Raw genomic sequence first — 20,126 nt, 5'->3', positions numbered from 1 at the left:
GCGGGTCGCGGGTTACGGGTACGGGGACGGTGTGCGGGCGTCAGTGGACCGGGTCGAGGAGTGCGTCGAACGCGGCGGGCAAGCTCTTCCAGGCCTCGCGGCCGGAGCCGTACTCCTCGTCCGTGAGCAGGCAGGAGTCCAGCAGGCCGGTCAGACCGTCGCGGTCGAGACCGGGGGAGACGAAGACCAGGTGCTGGCAGCAGTCGCCGTGCTCCGGGTGCCAGTCCAGCGCGGCGGCCGCCCGTCGGTAGGGCGGCACCATGGACCAGGCGGCGTCGGGGAGCGAGGCGAGCCAGGGGCCGGTGTTCTCCACGCAGAGCGCGCCGCCCGCGGCATCCCAGGAGAGCAGGGTGTCGGGCCGGTCCGCGAGCCAGAACCGGCCCCGGCTGCGGGCCGCCGCACAGCTCAGGTCCTCCAGCGCGTCGAGCAGGCGCTCGGGGTGGAAGGGGCGGTGCCGTCGCCAGACGAGCGTGCCCACCCCGGCCTCGTCGGCCTCCTGCGGAAGCAGCGCACAGGCCGGGTGCTGGCCCGCGTCCGCCGCCTCCACATCGAACCCCGCGAAGGCGAGCCGGGCCAACTCTGCCGATCCGGAGGCGGCCTGGCGGGCCGTCGGGTTCAGCTGCCGGATCAGGGCGCGGTCCTCGTCGTCGGCCGCCGGGCTCGGCGTCACGGCCAGGACGGGCGCGTACTCCACCTGCCGGGCCCAGGTGTCGCCGATGGTCCGCCGGTCGGCCGGCGCCGCCGCGAGACCGGCCTCGGCCAGATCGTCGCCGTTGGAGAGGCAGGGCAGGACGAGCGTGGGGTCGACGGCCGCGAAAACGCCTGTGACCTCGGCGGCGTTCGTGTGCGCGGCGATCACCTCGGCCATGGACTTCGGCTCGACGGAGTCCCAGAGCTCCAGGACGGCGAGGCGGGTCCGTCCGTCCCCGGCGAGGCGTTCGAGTTCGGGGACGAGATCCTCTCGCAGCGCGCAGCAGGCGCACGCGTTCACCAGCGGCGTCTCGCCGGACTCCAGCTCGCCGCCGGAATCCCGCAGGGAGCGACGAACCGTCCCGCCGGAGGCCGTGGACAGGTCGTGGTGCAGCGCGACGCTGTACGGGACGTCCCGCAGCAGCCCCTCCACCACTTCGCGGCGCGCCTCGGAGTGCAGGCCGCAGACGATCACGACGGGCAGTTTCGCGCGGTGCCCGCTCATCGGGCCTCACCACGTCCGTAGCGGCGTTCGAAGCGCTCGACGCGTCCGGCGGTGTCCAGGACGCGGGCGGTGCCGGTGTAGAAGGGGTGGCTCGCGGAGGAGATCTCCACGTCGACCACCGGGTAGGTGTTGCCGTCCTCCCAGATGACGGTGCGGTCGCTGGTCATGGTCGAGCGGGTCAGGAACGCGAAGTCGGCGGCCTTGTCGCGGAAGACGACGGGACGGTAGGAGGGGTGGATTCCGGGCTTCATGAAGGTGTCCTCGGGGTCGGGCACGGGTCGTGTGCGGGTGAGCGGTGGGGCCTGTCGGCCTCAGCGCTCCTCGCGGAAGTCGACATGGCGACGGGCCACCGGGTCGTACTTGCGCAGCACCATTCGGTCGGGGTCGTTCCGCCGGTTCTTGCGGGTGACGTAGGTGTAGCCGGTCCCCGCGGTGGAGCGGAGCTTGATGACCGGGCGTACTTCGTTGCGAGCCATGGGCGCTACTATATGGCAATGGTTTCCATTTTCAATAATGGATGCGTCGAAGGAGAGGCAGGTAACTTTCCATGTCCGCCCACTGCCAACTGACCGGTTCGAAGCCGGGATTCGGCAACAACATCTCCCACTCGCACCGCCGGACGTCGCGCCGGTTCGACCCGAACATCCAGCGCAAGCGGTACTGGCTGCCCGGTGAGGGCCGCTATGTGCGGCTCACGCTGAGCGCTCGGGCGATCAAGACCGTCGACAGCATCGGCGTCGAGGCCGCGGTCGCGCGCATCCGTGCGCGGGGAGGGGAGGTCTGATGGCGAAGAAGAGCAAGATCGCGCGGAACGACCGGCGGCGGGCGACCGTCGACCGCTACGCCGCGCGCAGGGCCGAGCTGAAGGAGATCATCCGCCGACCCGGTACGCCGGAGCGCGAACGGGGCGCGGCCGTGCGGGAGTTGCGGCGTCAGCCGCGCGACGCCAGTGCCACGCGGGTGCGCAACCGCGACAGCGTCGACGGCAGGCCCCGCGGGTACCTGCGCAGGTTCGGGCTCTCCCGGGTCCGGATGCGTGAGCAGGCCCACGCGGGATTCCTTCCGGGAGTGACCAAGTCCTCCTGGTGAAGCCGGCCTGAGGGCCGGGGCGGGTGGTGGTACGGCGGTCGCGCCGCGCCGCCGCCCGCGACGCGTCTCTCAGCGCCCGACCGGGTCGAGGTGAGCCCCGTCCCCGGGGGTGAGGAGGGCGAGGTGGCCGCCGTCGTCCAGGGGGGTCGGGACGCCCAAGGTCGTGAGCGGCTCCGCCCGGTCCGCGTCGAAGACGTGGACCTCGCCGTGGCCTCCCCGGCTGACCGCGACCAGGCTCCCGCCGGGTGAGGCGGCGACGGCCCGCCGCTGTACGCCGTCCCAGGGGGTCCCGCCGGGCCGGGGCGCGCCGGACATGGCGGGCAGGGGCAGGCGCGCGACGACCTCCGGGCGGGATCCGGCGACCGGAGGTGCGGTGAGCAGGACGAGCTCGTCGCCGTCCGGGTGGACCCGGGTGTACGCGATGTGGCGGGCGGTCACCGCGAGCCGGAAGACCAGTCCGGGGCCCAGGTCCAGCCGGCCCGTGACGCCCGTGTCGAGGTGGTGCCACCAGGCGTCGTTGGACCAGTCGGGCCACTGCCCGGGGTCGCCCGGTCCGCCGCGAACGCAGGACCAGAGCATCCGCCGCACGGGGTCGAGCCGCAGGTAGTGACCGCGCCCGCCGGAACGCCCGTCGGCGGACCAGGGCAGGAGGTCCTCGTGGACGAGGTCGTCCCCTTCCCGTCGTGCGCGATGCACCCCCGACCCGGCGGCGGCGAACACCCGGCCGGTGAGCGGGTCGTGGGCGTCGCCGTGACCGTCGTCGTCCGGCAGGCCGATCCGCCGGACCGGGGTCGCCGGAGGGCAGGCGGGGGCCGAGCGCATCAGGTCGCGGTGCCGGTGGACCAGCAGCTCGCCCGGCTCCCGGTGGCGCAGCACCACGAGGGGGGACGGTCCACCGAGGACCGTGACACCCGGCTCGCCCGTCCGCCCCCGTACGCGTACGGCGACGGCGCCGTCCGGCGCGTCGAGGTCGACGGCCGTCAGGAGCCCGGTCCAGGCCTCCTCGTTGCGGCCGAGGCCGGTGGTCACCGCGAGGTGCCGTCCTCCCGGATCGGCCGCCAGGTGTTCGGCGGGGACCGCGACCGGTATCCGCCGCCGGGCCAGCGGCCGGCCGGCGCCGGGGCCGTAGGGGTCGAGGACCAGCAGTTCGCCCGCCCGGTCGTCCACGCAGGCGGTGAGGTCGCCCGGCAGGGAGAGGAAGCCGGCGTGCTCGGCGAGGTGCCGGTGGTTCAGCTCGGCGCGCTCCGTGCCGTCCGGGAGGTCCAGCAGGCTGATCCGGCCGGCGACATGGTCGGAGACCAGCAGGCGCGGCGGTGTGTGGGGCGAGGTGGGTGGGGGCTGTGACATGGCGAACTCCTGCGGTCGGCGGGGTCATGGAGGTGATGGAGGCCGGTGGGGCCCGGCGAGGACCGTCGAGGACGGGGTGAGGGCCACCGGCCACTTTATTGGAAATGATAATCATGTGTAAGGTTCCGGTCTGTGGCGGGGATCGCTCCCGGGGCTCCGCCTCCGTATCCGCCACATCCCCGGGACCGCACAGGAACGTTGAGGGACCGTCGATGCCACGAACCGCGCTGAGAGTCCGCCGCTGGGCCGCGATCGCCGTACTGGGAGGCCTGCTGGCCGGCTGCGGAACCGGGGAGGCGGACACCGGAGAACCGGCCGCCGCTCCGGGGGGCGCCGGCGCCCGCACGAGCACGGACGTGCGGCCCATCGAGGCCGCCACCCGGATCACCGACGCCAAGGGCGTCACGGTCTCCCTGCCGAAGCCGCCGGAGAAGATCGTCTGCCTGGTCGCCCTCTGCGACGACATCCTCGTCGAGCTGGGCATGACGCCGACCGCCACCAACTCCCAGGTGCTGGCGCACCCGAAGTTCCTGGGCCGGGAGGAGGCCGCGGAGATACCGGTCGTGCCCGGCGGCTTCCTCAGCCCCGAGGTCGAGGCGATCCTGTCCCACCGGCCCGACCTGGTGATCGGCCTGGAGGACACCCACGGCAAGCTGGCCCCCGCGTTGAAGGGCGCCACGACGTTCTGGCCGGTCCAGCCCGGATCCTGGCAGGACAGCGTCGGCTACCTGCGGGACCTGGCCGCGCTCACCGGCCGGACCGAGCAGGGCGAGAAGGCGGAGAAGACCTTCCGCGGCCGCCTCGCGCAGGCGGAGCAGAGCAGGAGCGACAAGACCGCGCTCATCGTCTACGGCAGCGACGAGAACTTCGGCGTGGCCACCCCGGAGACCGATGTGGCGGCCGGACTGTTCCCGAAGATCTCCCACTACCCGTGGAAGAGCCGGGGCGTCGACGGCAGTTACAGCCTTGAGGAGATCCTGGCCCGGGACGTCGACGTCCTGTTCGTGGAGACCCTGTCCTTCGGCGCGCCGGACGGCAAGCTCTCCGACAGGCTGGCGAAGAACCCGCTCTGGTCGCGGATCCCGGCGGTGAAGAACGGCAAGGTCATCGAGGTCGACTCCGAGGTGTGGGCCAAGGGGCGCGGCACCCGCTCCCTGGGCGTCGTCCTCGACGAGGCGACGGCCGCACTGCGGTGAGGCGTCCGCCCGTGGCGCCGCTCTGCCTGGGCGCGGCGGCCCTGGCGAGCGCGGTCTGCGCGCTCAGCCTCGGCACGCCGTTCGTCCCGCCCGTCAGGCTCCCGGCCACGCTGGGGGCCGACGGGCTCGCGGGGCTCGTCGTCACCGAACTGCGGCTGCCCCGCCTGGTGCTGGCGCTGATCGCCGGGGCCTGCCTGGGCGCGGCGGGCCTCGTCCTCCAGGAGGCCCTGCGCAACCCGCTGGCCGTGCCCGAGATGCTGGGCGTCTCCTCCGGGGCCGCCCTGGGCGTCGCCGCACCGCTGGTCCTGGCCCTGGCGGTTCCCCTCGGACTGCAACCGTTCCTCGCCCTGGCCGGGGCGGCGCTCGGCGGTCTGCTCACCCTGGTCGCCGCCGGATTCGGGCGGAGCCCCTCGGCCGTCCTGCTCACCGGAGCAGCCGTCGCCGCCGCACTCCAGGCGGCACTGCTGGTGCTCATGGTGATGGCCGATCAGCTCGACCTCCAGCTCATCTACCGCTATCTGCTGGGCAGTCTGTCCGCCCGCACCTGGGACGACGTCACCGGTCTGCTGCCCTGGCTCGCCGTGGCCGTCCCGGCGCTGGTGCTGTGCGTGCCGGTGCTCGGAGTGCTGCGCCTCGGCGACGACGACGCCCGTGCGCTGGGGGTACGGGTCGAACGCGCGCGAGTGGCCGCGCTGGGCATCGCCGTCGTCCTCATCGCCCCCGTCGTCGCCGTCTGCGGGCCGGTGGCCTGGGTCGGCTTCCTCGCCCCCCACCTCGCCCGCCGCCTCCGCCCGGACGGCGGCGCGGCCGGGTGGCTCGTCCGGTCCGCCGGGTGCGGCGCGATCGTCGTGCTGTGCGCCGATCAGCCGGCCCGGCTGGCGCTCGCCCCGGTCGAGACACCGGTCGGAGCCTGGACCGCTCTGATCGGGGTGCCGGTCGGAGTCGTGCTGCTGAAGCGGGGGAGACGGCCCACCCGGGACCGGGGCCCGGTGGCCCCGCCCGCACCGGGGAATCCGCCGGGCCTCCCCGCTCCCGTCCTGCGGAAGGCCGAACGATGACGCTCATCGACACCGTGCCCGGCCCGGCCCGTCGGGCCCTGCGTGCACCGGGCTTCCGGATGGGCGGCCTGGCGCTGCTCGTCGCCGCGGTGGCCTGCGCCGATCTGTTCGCCGGGCGGGGCGTCGCCCCTGAAGGCGTACGGGCGGTGCTGCTCGGCGGCGGCGACCCCACCGCCGAACACATCGTGCTCCGACTCCGGCTGCCCCGGCTGCTGGTGGCGCTGGTCGCCGGAGCCTGCCTCGGGGTGGCCGGGCTCGTACTCCAGTCGGCCCTGCGCAACCCGCTGGCCGGGCCCGAAGTCACCGGCGTCACTCCCGGTGCCGTACTCGGTGCGGTCGCCGCGACAGGCCTCGGCCTCGCGGGCTGGGAATCCCCCACGGCCGTGGTCGTGGCGGCCTGTCTCGGCGGCTTCGCCGGGGCGGGTCTGCTGTGGCTGCTGGCCGGACGGGACCGGGGCGACCCGGAACAGACGGCCGTGTACGGGGTCCTCGTGTCGGCGGTGCTCGCCGGGCTCACCGCCGTCGTCCTCCTGGTGGCCCCCGGCGAACTCGGCAGCGTCGTGCAGTGGTTGATCGGCTCCACCGAAGGCCGGGTCTGGCAGCACTGGAATCTGCTCTGGCCGTGGGCCGCCTTCTGGGGCGCGGCGGCCTGGCTGCTCGCCGGGCCGCTGACCCTGTTGCGCTGTGGCGACGAACAGGCTTCTGCCGCGGGCCTGGCCACCGGCCGGGGCCGGGGAGCGGCGCTCGTCTGCGCCGTGGCGCTGACGGCCGGTGCCGTGTCGGCCGTGGGGGCGCTCGGCTTCGTGGGGCTGCTGGTGCCCCATCTGGCGCTGGCCGTCTTCGGGGCCGACCTGCGCATCACCCTGCCGGGCGCCGCGCTGCTCGGCGCGGCGGTGGTGTGCGGGGCGGACGCGGCCGCCCAACTGCTGTCCCGGCTGCTGGCCACCGGGCTGGACGCGGACCGGCTGACCCTCCCGGTCGGCGCTCTGACCACTTTCGTGGGGGCCGGGCTGCTGATGGTCGTGGCGCGGCGACGGGCGGACGAACGATGACGGAGCGGTACGCGGAAGCGACGCGGCGAAGTCGGCGTCGGCGCGACATCGGCATCGACACATCGGCATCGGTGCATCGACATCAAAGGAAGTGGAGGACAGCGGATGAGGAGGGTGGCATGCCGGAAGGCCTGACCGGACAAGTGGAGCCGGGCCCGGTGGGGCCGGCGGCCGGGCCGGAAGCGGAGCCGGACGCGGTGCCCGGCCCGGAGGTCGTGCGGGCGGAGGGGCTGACCTTCGGCTACCCCGGACGCATGGTCCTGCGAGGGGTGGACCTGAGCGTCCGCGCCGGCGAACTGGTCGCCCTGATCGGGTTGAACGGCTGCGGCAAGAGCACCTTCCTCAAGCTCGCCGCCGGACTGCTCACCCCGAGCGGCGGGCGCGTCCTGCTCGAAGGCGACGACGTGGCGCGGCTTCCCCGTCGCACCGCCGCCCGGCGCGTCGCGCTGCTCCATCAATCGGCACCCGCCGTACCGGGACTGACTGTGCGGCAACTCGTGCGTCAGGGGCGCTACGCAGCCCGGGGGCCGCTCGGGATGCTGCGGGAGGGCGACGACGAGGTGACGGGCCGGGCGCTCGCCGACGTCGGCGTCACCGACTGGGCCGACCGGCCCGTGGACGCGCTGTCCGGAGGTGAACGCCAGCGGGTCCGGCTGGCCATGGCGCTGGCTCAGGACGCCCGTGTGCTCTTCCTGGACGAGCCGACCACCTATCTCGATCTGCGGCACCAACTGGAGGTGCTCCAGACGGTGGTACGGCTGCGCGCCGAGCGTCGGCTGACGGTGGTGATGGTGCTGCACGACCTGAACCACGCCGCGCGGTTCGCCGGTCGGATCGTCGCGCTGCGTGAGGGCCGCGTCGCCGCCGACGGGCCGCCGGCCGAGGTGGTCACCCGGCGTCTGCTGGCCGAAGTGCTCGGCGTGGAGGGCCGGGTGGGGATCGACAGCGAGGGAGGCTGGCCCGTCTGTTACCCAGATCACCCTCTCGATCCGCCACAGCTATTGCGGAATGAAAATCATATTCATTAGTGTCTGTGCTGCGGCACGCGCCAACGCCGCGACCGAAACACTCATCCGATCCGACCGAATGGAGACGTCAACTCATGGAGAACAACAAGGTGTTCAGCCCGATCGCCGACCAGGGTCAGCTCGCCCACCTCTCCGCCACCCACTCGAACGCCCTCGTCGAGAACCCCTTCGACGACGCCGTCGAGGCCGACACCGCGGCCGAGAAGTAGGCGACACCTGCCACTGACGGCAGATTCCCCGCGTAGCGCGGGGCGGGCCCGCCCGGTGACACCCGGGCGGGCCCGCCCCGTTCGGCCCCGAAGCTCCCCACACTCTTCTCCCGCCCCCCGTCCCCGTTTCCAGCCCCGGAGGATTCCGTGACCCGCAGTCGACTTGCTCCCGGCACCGGGATCGTCACCGTCCCCGGTGGCGCCCCCGTGCTCCGGACCTCCGGAGGGGAGTTCCTGCGCATCGATACCGGCGGTGTCGCCGACGAGGAGCTGGTACGCCGGCTGGCGGGCGAGGAGGCGTCGGGCGAGGGTGCGTACGCCGCCGGACTCGCCCGGCTCGTCGAGGCGTTCGAGGCGGGCGGGCACGCGGTGTCCGCCCCGCCCCGGGCCCCGCTCGACGGCCGGACCGTCCACGTCCTCGGCGACGCCGTGCTCACCGAGCCGCTGGCGCGCTGCGCCGGGGCGGAGGGGGCCGAGGTCCGCCGGATCACCCCGGACGGTGTGGCGGAGCTGGTCCGGGCGACCCCGGACCGCGGTGCGGAAGGAGGTGTCGCTGTGGTGTGGTGCCTCGACTCACCCGTGCCCGAAGGGCTTTGGGATGCTGCGGACCGACTGCCCGGCCGGCGCGTCGCCTGGCTGCGCTGTCACCGCGAGGGCGTTCACAGCTGGACCGAACCCCTTGCCGCGGTCCCGGGAGACGTAACCTCTCGTCACGTCCGGCTCCGCAGACTCGCGGCCACCCCCGCCCATCGCGAACTCGCCGCCTACTGGGCCGGACACCGGACCCCCGACACCGGACCGCACCCCACCGAAGCCTCAGCCGCGCTGATCGCCGCACTCCTCACCGCCGACCTGATCGCCTGGGCCGAAGCCGAAGCCGAAGCCGAAGCCGAAGCCGAAGCCGAAGCCGAAGCCGAAGCCGAAGCCGAAGCCGAAGCCGGGTCCGAGGCCGGGACGAACCGGGCGGCCGTTCTCCCGGTGCGCCGTCGGCTGCGCCGGATCGACCTGCGCGATCTCACCCTCACCGAGCATCCCGTGCTCCCCGTCCCGGACGTCGCGCCCCTGCCTGCCCCGGCATCGACGCGGGCCGGTGCCGGGGCCGGGACAGCCGAGGCGCGCCCGTGAACACTCCCACCGTGTACGTCCGCACGCCGGACGGCACCGAGCTCGCCACCGACGTCTGCCTCCCGGACGGAACCCGCCCCCTTCCCGCCGTCCTGATCAGAACCCCCTACGGGCGCGTCGCCCACCGCGCCGAGCTGCGCGGCTGGGCGACGCACGGATTCGCCGCGCTCGCCCAGGACGTACGCGGCCGCCACGGCTCACCGGGCGAGTGGCACCCTTTCCGCGGTCACGAGACGGCGGACGGCGCGGCCACCGTCGCCTGGGTGCGCGCCCAGGCGTGGAGCAACGGGGAGGTCGTCGCCGTCGGCGCCTCCTACGCCGCGTACTGCGCCCTCGTCACCGCGCTCGCCGCCCGTGACACCGGCGGAGGAGCAGCCTGCGATGCCGGAACCGGGGCCGCCTTTGACGACCTCCGCCGCGACGGCGTCCCGGACGCCGTCATCGCCGCCGTCCCCGCGCTCGGACTGGCCGAGACGGCGCGGGAGTCCGGGGGCCCGGAGCGGCTGTGGGCCAGGGCCGGCTGGTGGGCGGCGCACGGCGACCGTCGCGACTCCGACCCGGACGCGTTGGCCCGCGCCCTGGCGGGTGACCCCCGGCTGCTGGAACACCTCCCGGTCACCCGACTCGCCGCACGGCTGGCCGAGGGCCTGGGACGCGAACTTCCCTCCTGGTCCCGGCTCTGGACGGCCGGAGAACGAGGCCGGCTCGTCGCGCTGGGCTCCGCCGCCCGCATTCCGCTGCTCGCCGTCGGCGGCACCCGTGACCCGTTCGCCGACGACACCGTGGCCCTGTGGCGCGGCTGGGGCGGACCGTCCCGCCTGCTGCTCGGGCCCTGGAGCCACCGCCTCACCGCCGACCCGGCCGCACCGGCCCGCGCACGCGTCAACCTGGGTGCGCTGTACGTACGGTGGGCCCGCGCGGCGCTCGCCGGGCGGCTGGAGCCGACACGGCACGGTGTCATCGCCCTCGGGGACAGCGGTCGTTGGCACAGCACCCCCGGTGCGGCGATCACTCCCGACGCCACCCCACCGGACCGGCCGGAGGCGGACTGCCGCTGGCCCTTCGATTCGCCCACCGGTCTACGGCTGCTCCACGGAGCCGAGTTCAGCGCCGACCCCGACCGTCCCGTGCGCTCGGACGACCTCGCCGTCCCGGACGACGGCACCCGCGCCGACCGCTGCCTGCTCCTCTCACCACCGCTGCCCCGCCCGCTCGACCTGGCGGGAGCCGCCGCCGCCCGGATCAACGTCACGGCCGACACGCCCAGTGCCGACTGGGCCGTACGCCTGACCGCGCTCGACCCGTCCGGCCACGCGGATCCGCTCGCCTTCGGCATCGTCCGGCGCACCGGCCCACCCGGCGAGGCCGCGGACATCACCGTGCCGCTCGGCACGCTGGGCCTGCGGCTGCCCGCCGGGACCCGGTTGCGCGCGGAGATCGCCGGACACCACTTCCCCGCCCACGTCCGCAACCCGCACACCGGGGAGGACCCGGTCACCGCCACCCGGCTCGCCCCGTCCCGCCGCACCGTGAACGCCCGGGGCAGCGCCCTCCACCTGCCCGTCGTCGCCCGACGCCGTTATGTCGAGCCCGCACCGGAGATATGCCGTTGACCAGCGCCCTGCCCATCGAAGCCCTCGTCGATCCCGTCACCGGGATCATCCGAGACGTCGCCCCCGTCGAGCACCCCGTCGGTGCGCCGCCCCGCTACACCGCGATGACCGCCGACGTCGCCGACGCCCGCCGCCTCGGCGCCTGGCCCGCCGACCGCGTCTCGCTCGGCACCACGTTCGGCGACCCCCGGGGCGCCTGGATCGCCGCGGTGGCCGAGGCCGTCGAGCGCTACTGCGGCAACCGCCTCCCCCCGCCCGGACACCCCCGGGAGCCCCGCCGGGCCACCGCCGCCGAACTGACCGCCGAGGGCCACCGCCTCTACGGACCCGGCGCTCTGCCGACGTACGCCCCCTGGCAGTACGGCCGCCAGGGATTCCCGTACGCCGAACTCACCCCCGACACCCCGGCGCTGTGGACCAGGGCCACCGAGAACGGTCGGCCCTGCTGGGCCCCTGTCGCGCTGACCCACCTCAACTGGCGTCAGGGCGATCTGCGTTCGCTGCCCCGGACCCACCACCTCAACTACGCGGGCATCGCCACCGGGCAGGGCCTCGACGACGCCGTCGAGCGCGGCCTCCTCGAAGTCGTCGAGCGCGACGCCCTGGAGCTGTGGTGGCACCTGGACGGGCCAACCCGGGGCGTCGACCCGGCGAGCGTCCCCGGGCTCACCGAGGACCTGGCCGGTTGCGGGCTGGACGTGCACATCGTGCAGATGCCGTCCGAATTCGCCCCCTGTGTGGCCGCCCTCGCGCACGATCCCGTGCGCGGCATCCACGCGGCCGGGTTCGCCTGCCGCTACGACCCGGCGGAGGCGGCCCGCAAGGCCGTGCTGGAGGCGGTGCACACCTGGGTGTTCACCCAGGGCGCGGTGGACGCCGACGGCTGGGTGTACCGGGCGGTCGAAGCCGGGATGCTCGCCCGTGGCCTCTACCTCGACCACCGTGCCGACCGGCGCTATCTCGACGACTGCGGGCCCGAGTTCGCCGCCGTGCGGGACCTCGGGGCCCATGTCCAGGTCTGGCTGGACGACCGGATGTCCCCGCTCGCCCGCCGCTTCACCGAACCCTCCCTCGGCACGGTCCCGGTCACCGCGATCGCCCCCGGCAGCCGCACCGCGCTCGACGCGGCGCTCACCGCAGGCGGGCACCGGGTGATCACCGCCGACCTCACCACGGAGGACGTCGCCGAGACGACACTGCGCGTCGCCCGCGTCCTGGTCTCCGGACTGATCCCCAACGCCCCGGCGGCCTTCGGCTACTTCGGCTGCCCGCGCTTCGCGGACGCCGCGCTCGCCCGGGGCTGGCGGACCCGACCGCCCACCGCTCCGGGGGACTTCACCCTCGCCCCGCCCCCGCACATGTGAAGGAGTGTGCCGTCATGCCCGACACCCCGGCCCGGACAGCCGCACCCGAATCCGGGGCGCGACCCGCGTCCGGCCTCCTGCGCCGGGCCCTCGCGGACGTCCGCTCCCCGCGTGCGCCGGGCCTCGCCCCGTACGTCCCCGATCGCCCGTTCCCCCGGAGCGGGGCCGGGCTGCCGTTGACCGGGGACGAACTCCGGTCCGAAGTGGGGCCGGGGGGCCGGGCCGCGATGGACCTGGACCGCGTCCTGCGCCTCTCGCTGGCCGCGCCCGCCGGCACCCCGGGCCGCCTGCGCCCCGTCCCCTCGGCGGGGGCCCTGCACCCGGTGCGCGCACACCTCCTGGTCGGGCCGGGGTGCTCGCTGCCGCCCGGACGCTACGCCTACGACCCGCGCGCCCACCGCGCCCACCAGCGCGGCCCGGCCCCCGACGGCCTGGCCCCGGGCGTCCTCGTCGTCCTCACTGTGGCCGCCTCGCGCACCGTCGCGCACTACGGCCACCGCGCCTGGCCGTTGCTCCTGCTGGACGCGGGCCACGCCGCCGCGGCCCTGGCACTGGCCGGATCGCCGACCGCCGACGTGCTGGTCTGCCTCGATGCGGACGCCGCCCTTCTCTCCGCCGCCGCAGGGCTGCCCGCCGGTCCGGACCGGCCTGGCGCCTGGCCCGGCACCGAACCGGAACTGCCGCTCACGGCCGTCAGGTTGACGCCCGTCGGCACAGCCGCCGGGCCCCACGGGACACTGAGCGCCTGGGCCGACCCGCCCCGTGCCGCGGCCCCGTCGCCGCAGCCCGGCGCGGAGACCACCGCGCCCCGCGAACTCGCCGCCGCACGGCACGTGTTGCACCACATCGCGGCATCCCCCGAGCTGCCCGGCGGCACCTGGCTCCCGGCGTTCCGCCCGGGACCGGTGACCGACGAGGACGTGGAAACGCGCCGGAGCGCCCCGCCCGACGACCTGACCCACCCGCTGGGCAAGGACCTGCTCACCGTGCTCCTGACCACAGCCAGGACAGCACGGCCGGACGGACCCGCCTGGACCGCGGCGGTCGGCGGTGGCGACCCGGCCCTGTACGTCCAATCACCCGACGGCCGGTGCCTCGACGTCCGCGCCGCCGGGGACGCGCGCCCCACCCTCGCCCGCTGGGCCGCGGGCCAGCAGTGGATCGGCGGCACGGGTGCTGTGCTCATCGCCCACGGCTGCCCCACGGACGCCCCGCCGGCCGCTGTGCGCACCGTCCACCTCGCCGCCGGGTACGCGGCCGGAGCGGTCCAGGCCCACGCCACGGCACTGGGCCTGCGCTCCCGGCCCATCGGGTCCTGGCAGCGGGCGGACCTGGGCGCGGCGCTCGGCGAGGCGCCCGGACGCGACTGGATCGTGCACGGCCTGGCGGTGGGAGCGCCCCCACCGCCGGGCCCCGCCGACCCCGGCTCCGCCCGACGCCCACGGACGCCCGAAGGGCCACCGGCCCGGACGGCCCCTGCCACAGCGACCCGGACACCCGCAGCTCCGGCACCCACAGTCCCGATACCCGCAGTCCCGACCCCGGCACCCGCCGCCCCGGCTCCCGCACCCGCAGCTCCAACAGACGCAGACCCGACACCCGCCGCCCCGGCGGCACCGCCCGGCGAGGAAGAACGCCCATGATGCTCCACCCCGAACTCCTGCGCGCCGCGAACACCGCGCGCCGCCCGCTCGGCCTCGCCACCGCACTGCTCGCGGCGGTCACCGCCACCCACCTCGCCCAGGCCGTCCTTCTCGCCCTCGTGCTCGCCCGGATCGCCCGGGGGGAGACGGCCGCCCTCGCCCCCCTGCTCATCGCCGTCATCGCCGTCGTCCTGGTCCGCGCCGGACTCGGCCGCGCCCAGCGCCTGACCGCGGTCACGGCGGGAGCCACCGTACGGATCAGGCTGCGCGACACCCTGTTGGAGCGGCTCGGCGCGGTCGGCCCCACCGCGATCACCGGTGCGCGCGCCGGAGCCGTGCGCGCCACACTGGTGGACGGAGTCGAGGGCGTCGACGCCTACGTCTCGCGCTACTTGCCCCAAGCGCTCGTCACCTGCGCCGTTCCGCCGCTGCTGCTGGTCGCCGTCGCCCTCGTCGAGCCGTTCGCGGCCCTCGCCCTGGGCCCCGCCCTGTTGCTCGCCCTGTTCGGGCCGCGCTGGTGGGACCGGCTGCTCGCGCGGCGCGGCAAGGAGCACTGGGACTCCTACGAAGGCCTCGCCGCCGACTACCTGGAGGCCCTCCAGGGGATGCCGACCCTACGCGCGACGGGTGCGGTGGGTCGCGTACGGGAACGGCTGGAGCGGCGGTCGGCCGCCCTGCACCGGACCACCGTCGCCAAACTCCGGGTCTCCCTCGTCGACACCGGCCTCACCGACCTGGCCGTCCAGGGCGGCACGGCCGCCGCCGTCCTCGTGGCGTGCTCGTCGGCGGCCACCGGCCGTACCGCCGCCACCGGCACCTACCTCCTTCTCCTCCTCGCCTCCGAGTGCTTCCGCCCCGTCCGCGACCTCTCCCGCGAGTGGCACGCGGGCTACCTCGGGGTGTCCGCTGCCGACGGAATCGCCGGCCTGCGCACCGCCGAGGCCGCCGTGCCCGACCGGGGAACCGCGACCGCCGCCTGGGAGAGCGCACCCGAAATCCGTTTCGAGGACGTGCACTTCACCCACCCGGGCGGCGGGCGGCCCGCTCTCGACGGCGTCACCTTCACCGCTGCCCCCGGGCGCACCACAGCCGTCGTCGGTCCGTCCGGGGCGGGGAAGTCGACCCTGCTGAGCCTGTTGCTGCGGCAACGGGACCCGGACAGCGGCCGCCTCACCGTCGCCGGGACGGCCACCGCCGCGTACACCCTCGCCTCGCTGCGCCGGGGCATCGCCGTGGTCTCTCAGGACACCTATCTCTTCCACGCCACGATCGCGGAGAACCTGCGCATCGCCCGCCCGGCCGCCACCGACGAACAACTGCGCGCCGCCGCCCGCACCGCCGGGATCGACCAGGAGATCGTCCGGCTGCCGGACGGTTACGCCACCCTCGTCGGCGAACGCGGCGCCACGCTCTCCGGTGGGCAGCGGCAACGGCTCGCCCTGGCAAGGGCGTTGCTGGCCGACGCCCCCGTCCTGATCCTGGACGAGGCCACCAGCGCGGTCGACGAACGCGGCCAGGCGCGCATCGTGCGGGAACTGTCGGCGGCCGGCCGAGGCCGCACCTGCGTCGTGGTCGCCCACCGGCTGGACGCCGTACGCCACGCCGACCACATCGTCGTCCTCGACGCGGGCCGTGTCGCCGCGACGGGCGACCACACCACCCTGCTCGCGGGCGGCGGCGTGTACGCCTCGCTCGTCGCGGCCGGGCGCACCGCACAGGAGGAGCGCGCCGCATGACCTCGATCTCCGCCCCGAACGGCCCCGCCCGTCGCCCCGGCCCCGTCGCCACCGACGACGCCTCTACCGGCGCCCTGCGCTCGCTCCTCCCGGTCCTCGGCGCGCACCGCGCGACCGTCCTGCGCACCTGCCTGGCCGCCCTCGTCGACCAGGCGGCCCTGGTCGCCCTCGTGACCCTCGCCGCGTACACGGTGGGCACGGCCGTCACCGAGCACCGCCCGCCCGCCGCCGGCACCATCGCGGTCCTGATCGGGCTGGTCCTGCTCCGGGCCTTCGCCACCTGGCGGGAGATGGACCTCTCGCACGACCTCGCCTACCGGGTCCTCGCCGAACTGCGCGTGCGGGTCTTCGACGGGCTGGCCCGCAGCGCCCCCGCCCGGATCGCGGGCCGGCGCAGCGGAGACCTCGCGGCCACCGCGCTCGGGGACGTCGAGGCCCTGGAGTTCTTCTACGCCCACGCCATCGCCCAACTCCTGGCATCCGGCGTGGTCTTCGCGGTGTCGGCCGCCGTGCTGGCGGCTCTCGGCCCCTGGCTGCTGCTCGCCGTCGTACCCGCCGCGCTCCTTTTGATCTGGTCGCCGCTGTTCGAAGCGCGCGGGCGCGCGGAGCGTGGGGCGCGGACCCGGAGCGCGCTCGCCGAGGTCTCGTCCGAGACGGTGGAGAGCGTCGACGGACTGCGCGAACTCCTGATGGCGGGGGCGCTGAACCGCAGGCGGGCCCGGCTGCGGTCCGCCGGACGCGGGCTCGCCCGCGCCCAGCGCGCCGAGCAGTCCTGGGAGACCGGTGCGGGAGCGACCCGCGACCTGCTGGTCGTCGCCGCCGTCATCGGGGTCGTGGCGGCGGCCGCCCACGCCGCGTCCGCCGGACGTCTGGACGGGGCGTGGGCCCCGGCCGCCATGGCACTCGCCCTGGGAGCCCTGGCACCGGTCGCCGAATCGGCGGCCGCACTCGGCCGGGCCGGGGGTCTGCGCGCCGCCGCCGCACGGGTCCGGGCCGCGGTGCACGCCACCGCCGGGGCCCCCCATCCCGCCGCCCCCCGCCCCGTACCGCCGGGACCGCTCGGCCTGCGGCTGCGCGGAGTCCGGTTCGGCTACGGGGGAGAGGCCGTGCTGGACGGCGTCGACCTGACCGTCCGGCCGGGCGAGACCGTGGCCCTCGTCGGAGCGTCCGGGGCGGGCAAGTCGACCTGCGCCCACCTCCTGGCGCGCTACTGGGACCCCGAGGCCGGCGCCGTGGAGCTGGTGCCCCCCGCCCCGGCCGACCCCGTGGACCTGCGGGACCTGGCCGAGGAGGACCTGCGCGCCGCCGTGTCCGTGGTGGGGCAGGAGGCCCCGCTCTTCCACGGCACCCTCGCCGAGAACCTCCGTCTGGGCGTTCCGGGCGCCACGGCGGACGAGCTGGGCGCGGTGACCCGGATCTGCGGCATCGCTCCCGTCGTCGACGCCCTGCCCGACGGGTTGGACACCGCCGTCGGCGAGCGCGGCGCGACCCTGTCCGGCGGCCAGCGCGCCCGGGTGGCCCTGGCCCGGGGGCTGTTGAGCGGCCCGCGCGTACTCGTCCTGGACGAGACGACGGCCCATCTGGACCACCGGGGCGACGCGGAACTGTCCCGGGCGCTCGCGGCCGAATCGGCCACCCGGACGACCTTGGTGATCGCCCACCGCCCGGCCACGGTCCGCAGGGCCGACCGGATCGCGGTCCTGGACGGCGGGCGCATCGTCGAGGAGGGCACCTGGGACGAGCTGATCCGGGCGGGCGGCCCGCTGACCCGCCTCTTCGCCCGCGAGGAAAGTCCTTGATGAGGGTCCTCAAGGAGTGGCCCCAAGGGGGTGGCCCCAAGGGGGTGGCCCCAAGGAGTAGCACCCAAGGGTGGCCTGCGGATCGGGCGGGCTCAGGGAAGGGACTGCTCCGCCCAGATGATCTTCCCTCGGGGGGTGTAGCGCGTGCCCCACCGATGGGCGAGCTGCGCGACCAGGAACAGTCCGCGTCCGCCCTCGTCCGTCGTCCTGGCGTGCCGCAGCCGCGGCGAGGTGTTGCTGGCGTCGGACACCTCGCAGGTCAGCGCCGACTGGAACAGGAGGCGCAGCCGCACCGGCCCCGCGGCGTACCGGATCGCGTTGGTCACCAGTTCGCTGACGATCAGCTCCGTCGTCATCGACAGGTCCGTGAGCCCCCACTCCTCCAGTTGGCGGGAGACCTTGGCCCGGATATCGCCGACCGCCGCGGGGTCCATGGGCACGTCCCACGAAACCAGGTGCTCGGGACTCAGGCGATGCGTCCGGGCGAGGAGCAGCGCGATGTCGTCCGGCTGCGGGACGGGCAGCAGTTCCTCGACCACCGCCGGGCACAGTGCCTCCAGAGGCATACCGTCCCGGGACACCGCCCGGCCAAGACGGTCCATTCCGCGTTCGAGATCCTTGTCGGCCCCTTCGATGAGCCCGTCGGTGTAGAGGCCGAGGAGGCTTCCTTCGGGCAGCTCGATCTCCAGGGCCTCGAAGGGCAGCCCGCCCAGTCCCAGCGGCGGACCGGCGGGCAGGTCCGGGAAGCTGACCGTCTTGTCCGGCATGACGACCACCGGCGGCGGGTGACCGGCCCGCGCCATCGTGCAGCAGCCGTTCGCCGGGTCGTAGACGGCGTACAGGCAGGTGGCTCCCACCACCGTCGTCCCGCCCCGCTCCGCGGGTCCGCCCGCGCGCTCCTCCTCGCTGAGCCGCAGGACGAGATCGTCCAGACGTGCCAGCAGTTCGTCCGGGGGAAGGTCCATGTCGGCCAGCGTCTGTACGGCGGTCCGCAGTCGGCCCATGGTCGCGGCGGCCCCGATGCCGTGCCCGACGACATCGCCGATGACCAGGCCGACCCGGGCCCCGGACAGCGGGATCACGTCGAACCAGTCGCCGCCCACCCCGTCCTTCGCGTCCGCAGGAAGGTACGACGACGCCACGTCCAGCGCCGTCCCGCCGCGCAGCGTGTGCGGCAGCAGGCTCCGCTGGAGCACCAGCGCCGCGGTGTGCTCCCGGGTGTAGCGGCGGGCGTTGTCCACGCACACGGCGGCGCGCGCCACCAGCTCCCGGGCGGGCGCCACATCGTCCTCGTCGAACGGCACCGGATTCTGCGACCGCATGAAGGTGGTCAGCCCCAGCACGGTGTCGCGCGCCCGCATCGGTACGGAGATCAGCGAGTGCAGCCCGAACTCCCGCAGCCGGGCGGCCCGCGCGGGCTGTTCCACCGTCCACCCATGCTGGTCCGGATCGAGTGCCGGGAGCAGGACGGGGTCGCCGTCGAGGAGGAAGTGCGCGTCGTGCGGCGGCGGTACGAAGTCGACCGTCTCCCCGACCCGTACGACCGCCTCCGGGCAGCCCTCCCGCACCGAGCTCATACCGGCCCGGCGCATGGCCGGACGCTCGCCCTCGGCCGGCGCCCCCGGCCGGTCGCCGCCGAACGGGTTCTCCAGCAGGTCGACGAAGACGAAGTCCGCGAACCGGGGCACCGCGAAGTCGGCGAGCTCCTGCGCCGTACGCTGTACGTCCAGGGTGGAGCCGATGCTCGCTCCGGCCTCGTTCACCAGCGCGAGCAGCCGGCGCGCGTTCCATCGGTCGGTGACGTCGAGGACCATGCAGCCGACGCCGATCCGCCGGTCCCCGGCGTCGGCCAGCGGGAAGAACGAGCTCGTGAACGCCCGCCGACGGCGCGGATCGGGCCAGCTCCAACCCAGGTACTCGTAGTCCGTGATCGCCTCGCCGGTCGACAGGACCTGCCGCATCAGCCGCTCGATGGGCGCCGCCAGCGCTCCGGGCAGTACCTCGCTCGGCCGGCGCCCCAGACGCTGTTCCCGGGGCACGCCGTCGACCAGTTCCAGGGTGTCGTTCAGCCAGAGGTAGCGCAGGTCGGGGTCGAGCACCGCCATGCCGACCGGCGACCGGGCCAGGAAGCCGTCGACCACGGGCCCGTGCATCGTCCAGTGCGGGGTGAGTACCCGCCCGGAGACCATGAAGCTCTCCCGCCCGGCGATCAGGAACGAGGCGGTGGCCCGTACGTCGATGTCCAGCGACCGGCCGTCCCGGGCCCGCAGGGGGACCAGTCCGCCCCACCCCGAACCGGCCCGGCAGCGGGCGGCCACCGCGGCCGTGCGCCGGGCGTCCGGGGGGCCCGTGAGCAGCTGGGCGGCAGACCGTCCGACCACCTCGGCCGCCGGATACCCGAGCAGCGTCTCGGCCCCGCGGGTCCAGCCGATGACCGTGCCGTCCCCGGCGATCACCGCCGCCGCGCCGTCGGTCGTCCGCGCCGGTCCGAGCCCGTCCCCGGAGGGCAGCGGGCCGGGCTCCGCCGGGGAGCCCTCATCGGCGGATGCCATTGCACCTCACCACCCTCTGTAGGTTTCCATGGTCGCTCGTCGCCCCGGACCGCGCCCGGCGCGGGGCCAGGGGCGGGCTGTCCCTCGTTCGGCGGCGTGACGGAGCGGGCCGTGTCCGCG

The 20,126-nt window shown here is 75.1% G+C and carries 18 protein-coding genes; 13 read left to right on the top strand and 5 right to left on the bottom strand.

Features of this window, described 5'->3' with window-relative positions; genetic code table 11:
- Positions 1-40: 40 nt before the first annotated feature.
- Genes ACIRJT_RS05460 through rpmG form a run of 3 tightly spaced genes read right to left on the bottom strand, consistent with a single transcriptional unit; the run spans position 41 to position 1,671 of the window.
- On the bottom strand, positions 41-1,195 hold the full coding sequence (locus ACIRJT_RS05460) for a CobW family GTP-binding protein (protein ID WP_403904850.1): 1,155 nt from the start codon (positions 1,193-1,195) through the stop codon (positions 41-43).
- The gene (locus ACIRJT_RS05455; protein WP_403904848.1) at positions 1,192-1,446 is read right to left on the bottom strand and encodes a type B 50S ribosomal protein L31; all 255 of its coding nucleotides are present in this window, start codon (positions 1,444-1,446) and stop codon (positions 1,192-1,194) included. The genes ACIRJT_RS05460 and ACIRJT_RS05455 overlap by 4 nt, the downstream gene beginning before the upstream one ends.
- 60 nt (positions 1,447-1,506) lie before the next feature.
- A complete protein-coding gene (rpmG, locus tag ACIRJT_RS05450) occupies positions 1,507-1,671 on the bottom strand; it encodes a 50S ribosomal protein L33 (protein WP_003964410.1) in 165 nt (54 codons plus the stop codon).
- 71 nt (positions 1,672-1,742) lie between these two features.
- On the opposite strand from rpmG, the gene rpmB reads away from it, so the two are divergent.
- Complete coding sequence (gene rpmB, locus ACIRJT_RS05445) at positions 1,743-1,979, top strand: 50S ribosomal protein L28 (RefSeq protein WP_403904845.1); 237 nt, start codon at positions 1,743-1,745, stop codon at positions 1,977-1,979.
- Positions 1,979-2,284 carry a 30S ribosomal protein S14 gene (rpsN, locus tag ACIRJT_RS05440; RefSeq protein WP_403904842.1) on the top strand — a complete coding sequence of 102 codons (306 nt, stop codon included), beginning with the start codon at positions 1,979-1,981 and terminating at the stop codon, positions 2,282-2,284. The genes rpmB and rpsN overlap by 1 nt, the downstream gene beginning before the upstream one ends.
- A 69-nt stretch (positions 2,285-2,353) precedes the next feature.
- Here rpsN and ACIRJT_RS05435 read toward each other — a convergent pair whose 3' ends face one another.
- Positions 2,354-3,631 (bottom strand): hypothetical protein, encoded by a 1,278-nt coding sequence (locus tag ACIRJT_RS05435; protein ID WP_403904840.1) that lies wholly within the window; start codon positions 3,629-3,631, stop codon positions 2,354-2,356.
- 212 nt (positions 3,632-3,843) lie between these two features.
- Between ACIRJT_RS05435 and ACIRJT_RS05430 the strand changes: the two genes are divergently transcribed.
- The 11 genes from ACIRJT_RS05430 (at position 3,844) to ACIRJT_RS05380 (ending at position 17,454) form a co-directional block, all read left to right on the top strand.
- Positions 3,844-4,827, top strand: a complete 984-nt coding sequence (locus tag ACIRJT_RS05430; RefSeq protein WP_403904838.1) for an ABC transporter substrate-binding protein — start codon at positions 3,844-3,846, stop codon at positions 4,825-4,827.
- The gene (locus tag ACIRJT_RS05425) at positions 4,824-5,885 is read left to right on the top strand and encodes a FecCD family ABC transporter permease (RefSeq protein ID WP_403904836.1); all 1,062 of its coding nucleotides are present in this window, start codon (positions 4,824-4,826) and stop codon (positions 5,883-5,885) included. Before ACIRJT_RS05430 ends, ACIRJT_RS05425 begins: the two co-directional genes overlap by 4 nt.
- Positions 5,882-6,937, top strand: a complete 1,056-nt coding sequence (locus ACIRJT_RS05420) for a FecCD family ABC transporter permease (protein WP_403904833.1) — start codon at positions 5,882-5,884, stop codon at positions 6,935-6,937. The genes ACIRJT_RS05425 and ACIRJT_RS05420 overlap by 4 nt, the downstream gene beginning before the upstream one ends.
- 119 nt (positions 6,938-7,056) lie before the next feature.
- Entirely contained in the window at positions 7,057-7,965 is a 909-nt protein-coding gene (locus ACIRJT_RS05415; RefSeq protein WP_403904831.1) for an ABC transporter ATP-binding protein, read from the top strand.
- A 74-nt stretch (positions 7,966-8,039) separates the two neighbouring features.
- Entirely contained in the window at positions 8,040-8,174 is a 135-nt protein-coding gene (gene amiA, locus ACIRJT_RS05410) for a streptamidine family RiPP (protein WP_007452728.1), read from the top strand.
- A 147-nt stretch (positions 8,175-8,321) separates the two neighbouring features.
- Entirely contained in the window at positions 8,322-9,299 is a 978-nt protein-coding gene (locus ACIRJT_RS05405) for a hypothetical protein (protein WP_403904828.1), read from the top strand.
- Entirely contained in the window at positions 9,296-10,912 is a 1,617-nt protein-coding gene (locus ACIRJT_RS05400; protein ID WP_403904826.1) for a CocE/NonD family hydrolase, read from the top strand. Before ACIRJT_RS05405 ends, ACIRJT_RS05400 begins: the two co-directional genes overlap by 4 nt.
- Positions 10,909-12,276 carry a YcaO-like family protein gene (locus tag ACIRJT_RS05395; protein WP_403905460.1) on the top strand — a complete coding sequence of 456 codons (1,368 nt, stop codon included), beginning with the start codon at positions 10,909-10,911 and terminating at the stop codon, positions 12,274-12,276. The genes ACIRJT_RS05400 and ACIRJT_RS05395 overlap by 4 nt, the downstream gene beginning before the upstream one ends.
- A gap of 14 nt (positions 12,277-12,290) precedes the next feature.
- Positions 12,291-13,919: a nitroreductase gene (locus ACIRJT_RS05390; RefSeq protein ID WP_403904823.1), complete on the top strand. Its 1,629-nt coding sequence runs from the start codon at positions 12,291-12,293 to the stop codon at positions 13,917-13,919.
- Entirely contained in the window at positions 13,916-15,655 is a 1,740-nt protein-coding gene (locus ACIRJT_RS05385; RefSeq protein WP_403904820.1) for an ABC transporter ATP-binding protein/permease, read from the top strand. Before ACIRJT_RS05390 ends, ACIRJT_RS05385 begins: the two co-directional genes overlap by 4 nt.
- A complete protein-coding gene (locus ACIRJT_RS05380; RefSeq protein ID WP_403904818.1) occupies positions 15,652-17,454 on the top strand; it encodes an ABC transporter ATP-binding protein in 1,803 nt (600 codons plus the stop codon). The genes ACIRJT_RS05385 and ACIRJT_RS05380 overlap by 4 nt, the downstream gene beginning before the upstream one ends.
- A gap of 92 nt (positions 17,455-17,546) precedes the next feature.
- Here ACIRJT_RS05380 and ACIRJT_RS05375 read toward each other — a convergent pair whose 3' ends face one another.
- Complete coding sequence (locus tag ACIRJT_RS05375) at positions 17,547-20,006, bottom strand: SpoIIE family protein phosphatase (protein ID WP_403904815.1); 2,460 nt, start codon at positions 20,004-20,006, stop codon at positions 17,547-17,549.
- Between the last annotated feature and the right edge of the window lie 120 nt (positions 20,007-20,126).

Origin of the sequence: Streptomyces sp. NPDC102283 (genome assembly GCF_044766265.1) — a bacterium.
Lineage (GTDB): Bacteria > Actinomycetota > Actinomycetes > Streptomycetales > Streptomycetaceae > Streptomyces.
Note: the sequence above shows the minus strand (reverse complement) of the source record. Positions and strands in the feature narration are given on the sequence as shown.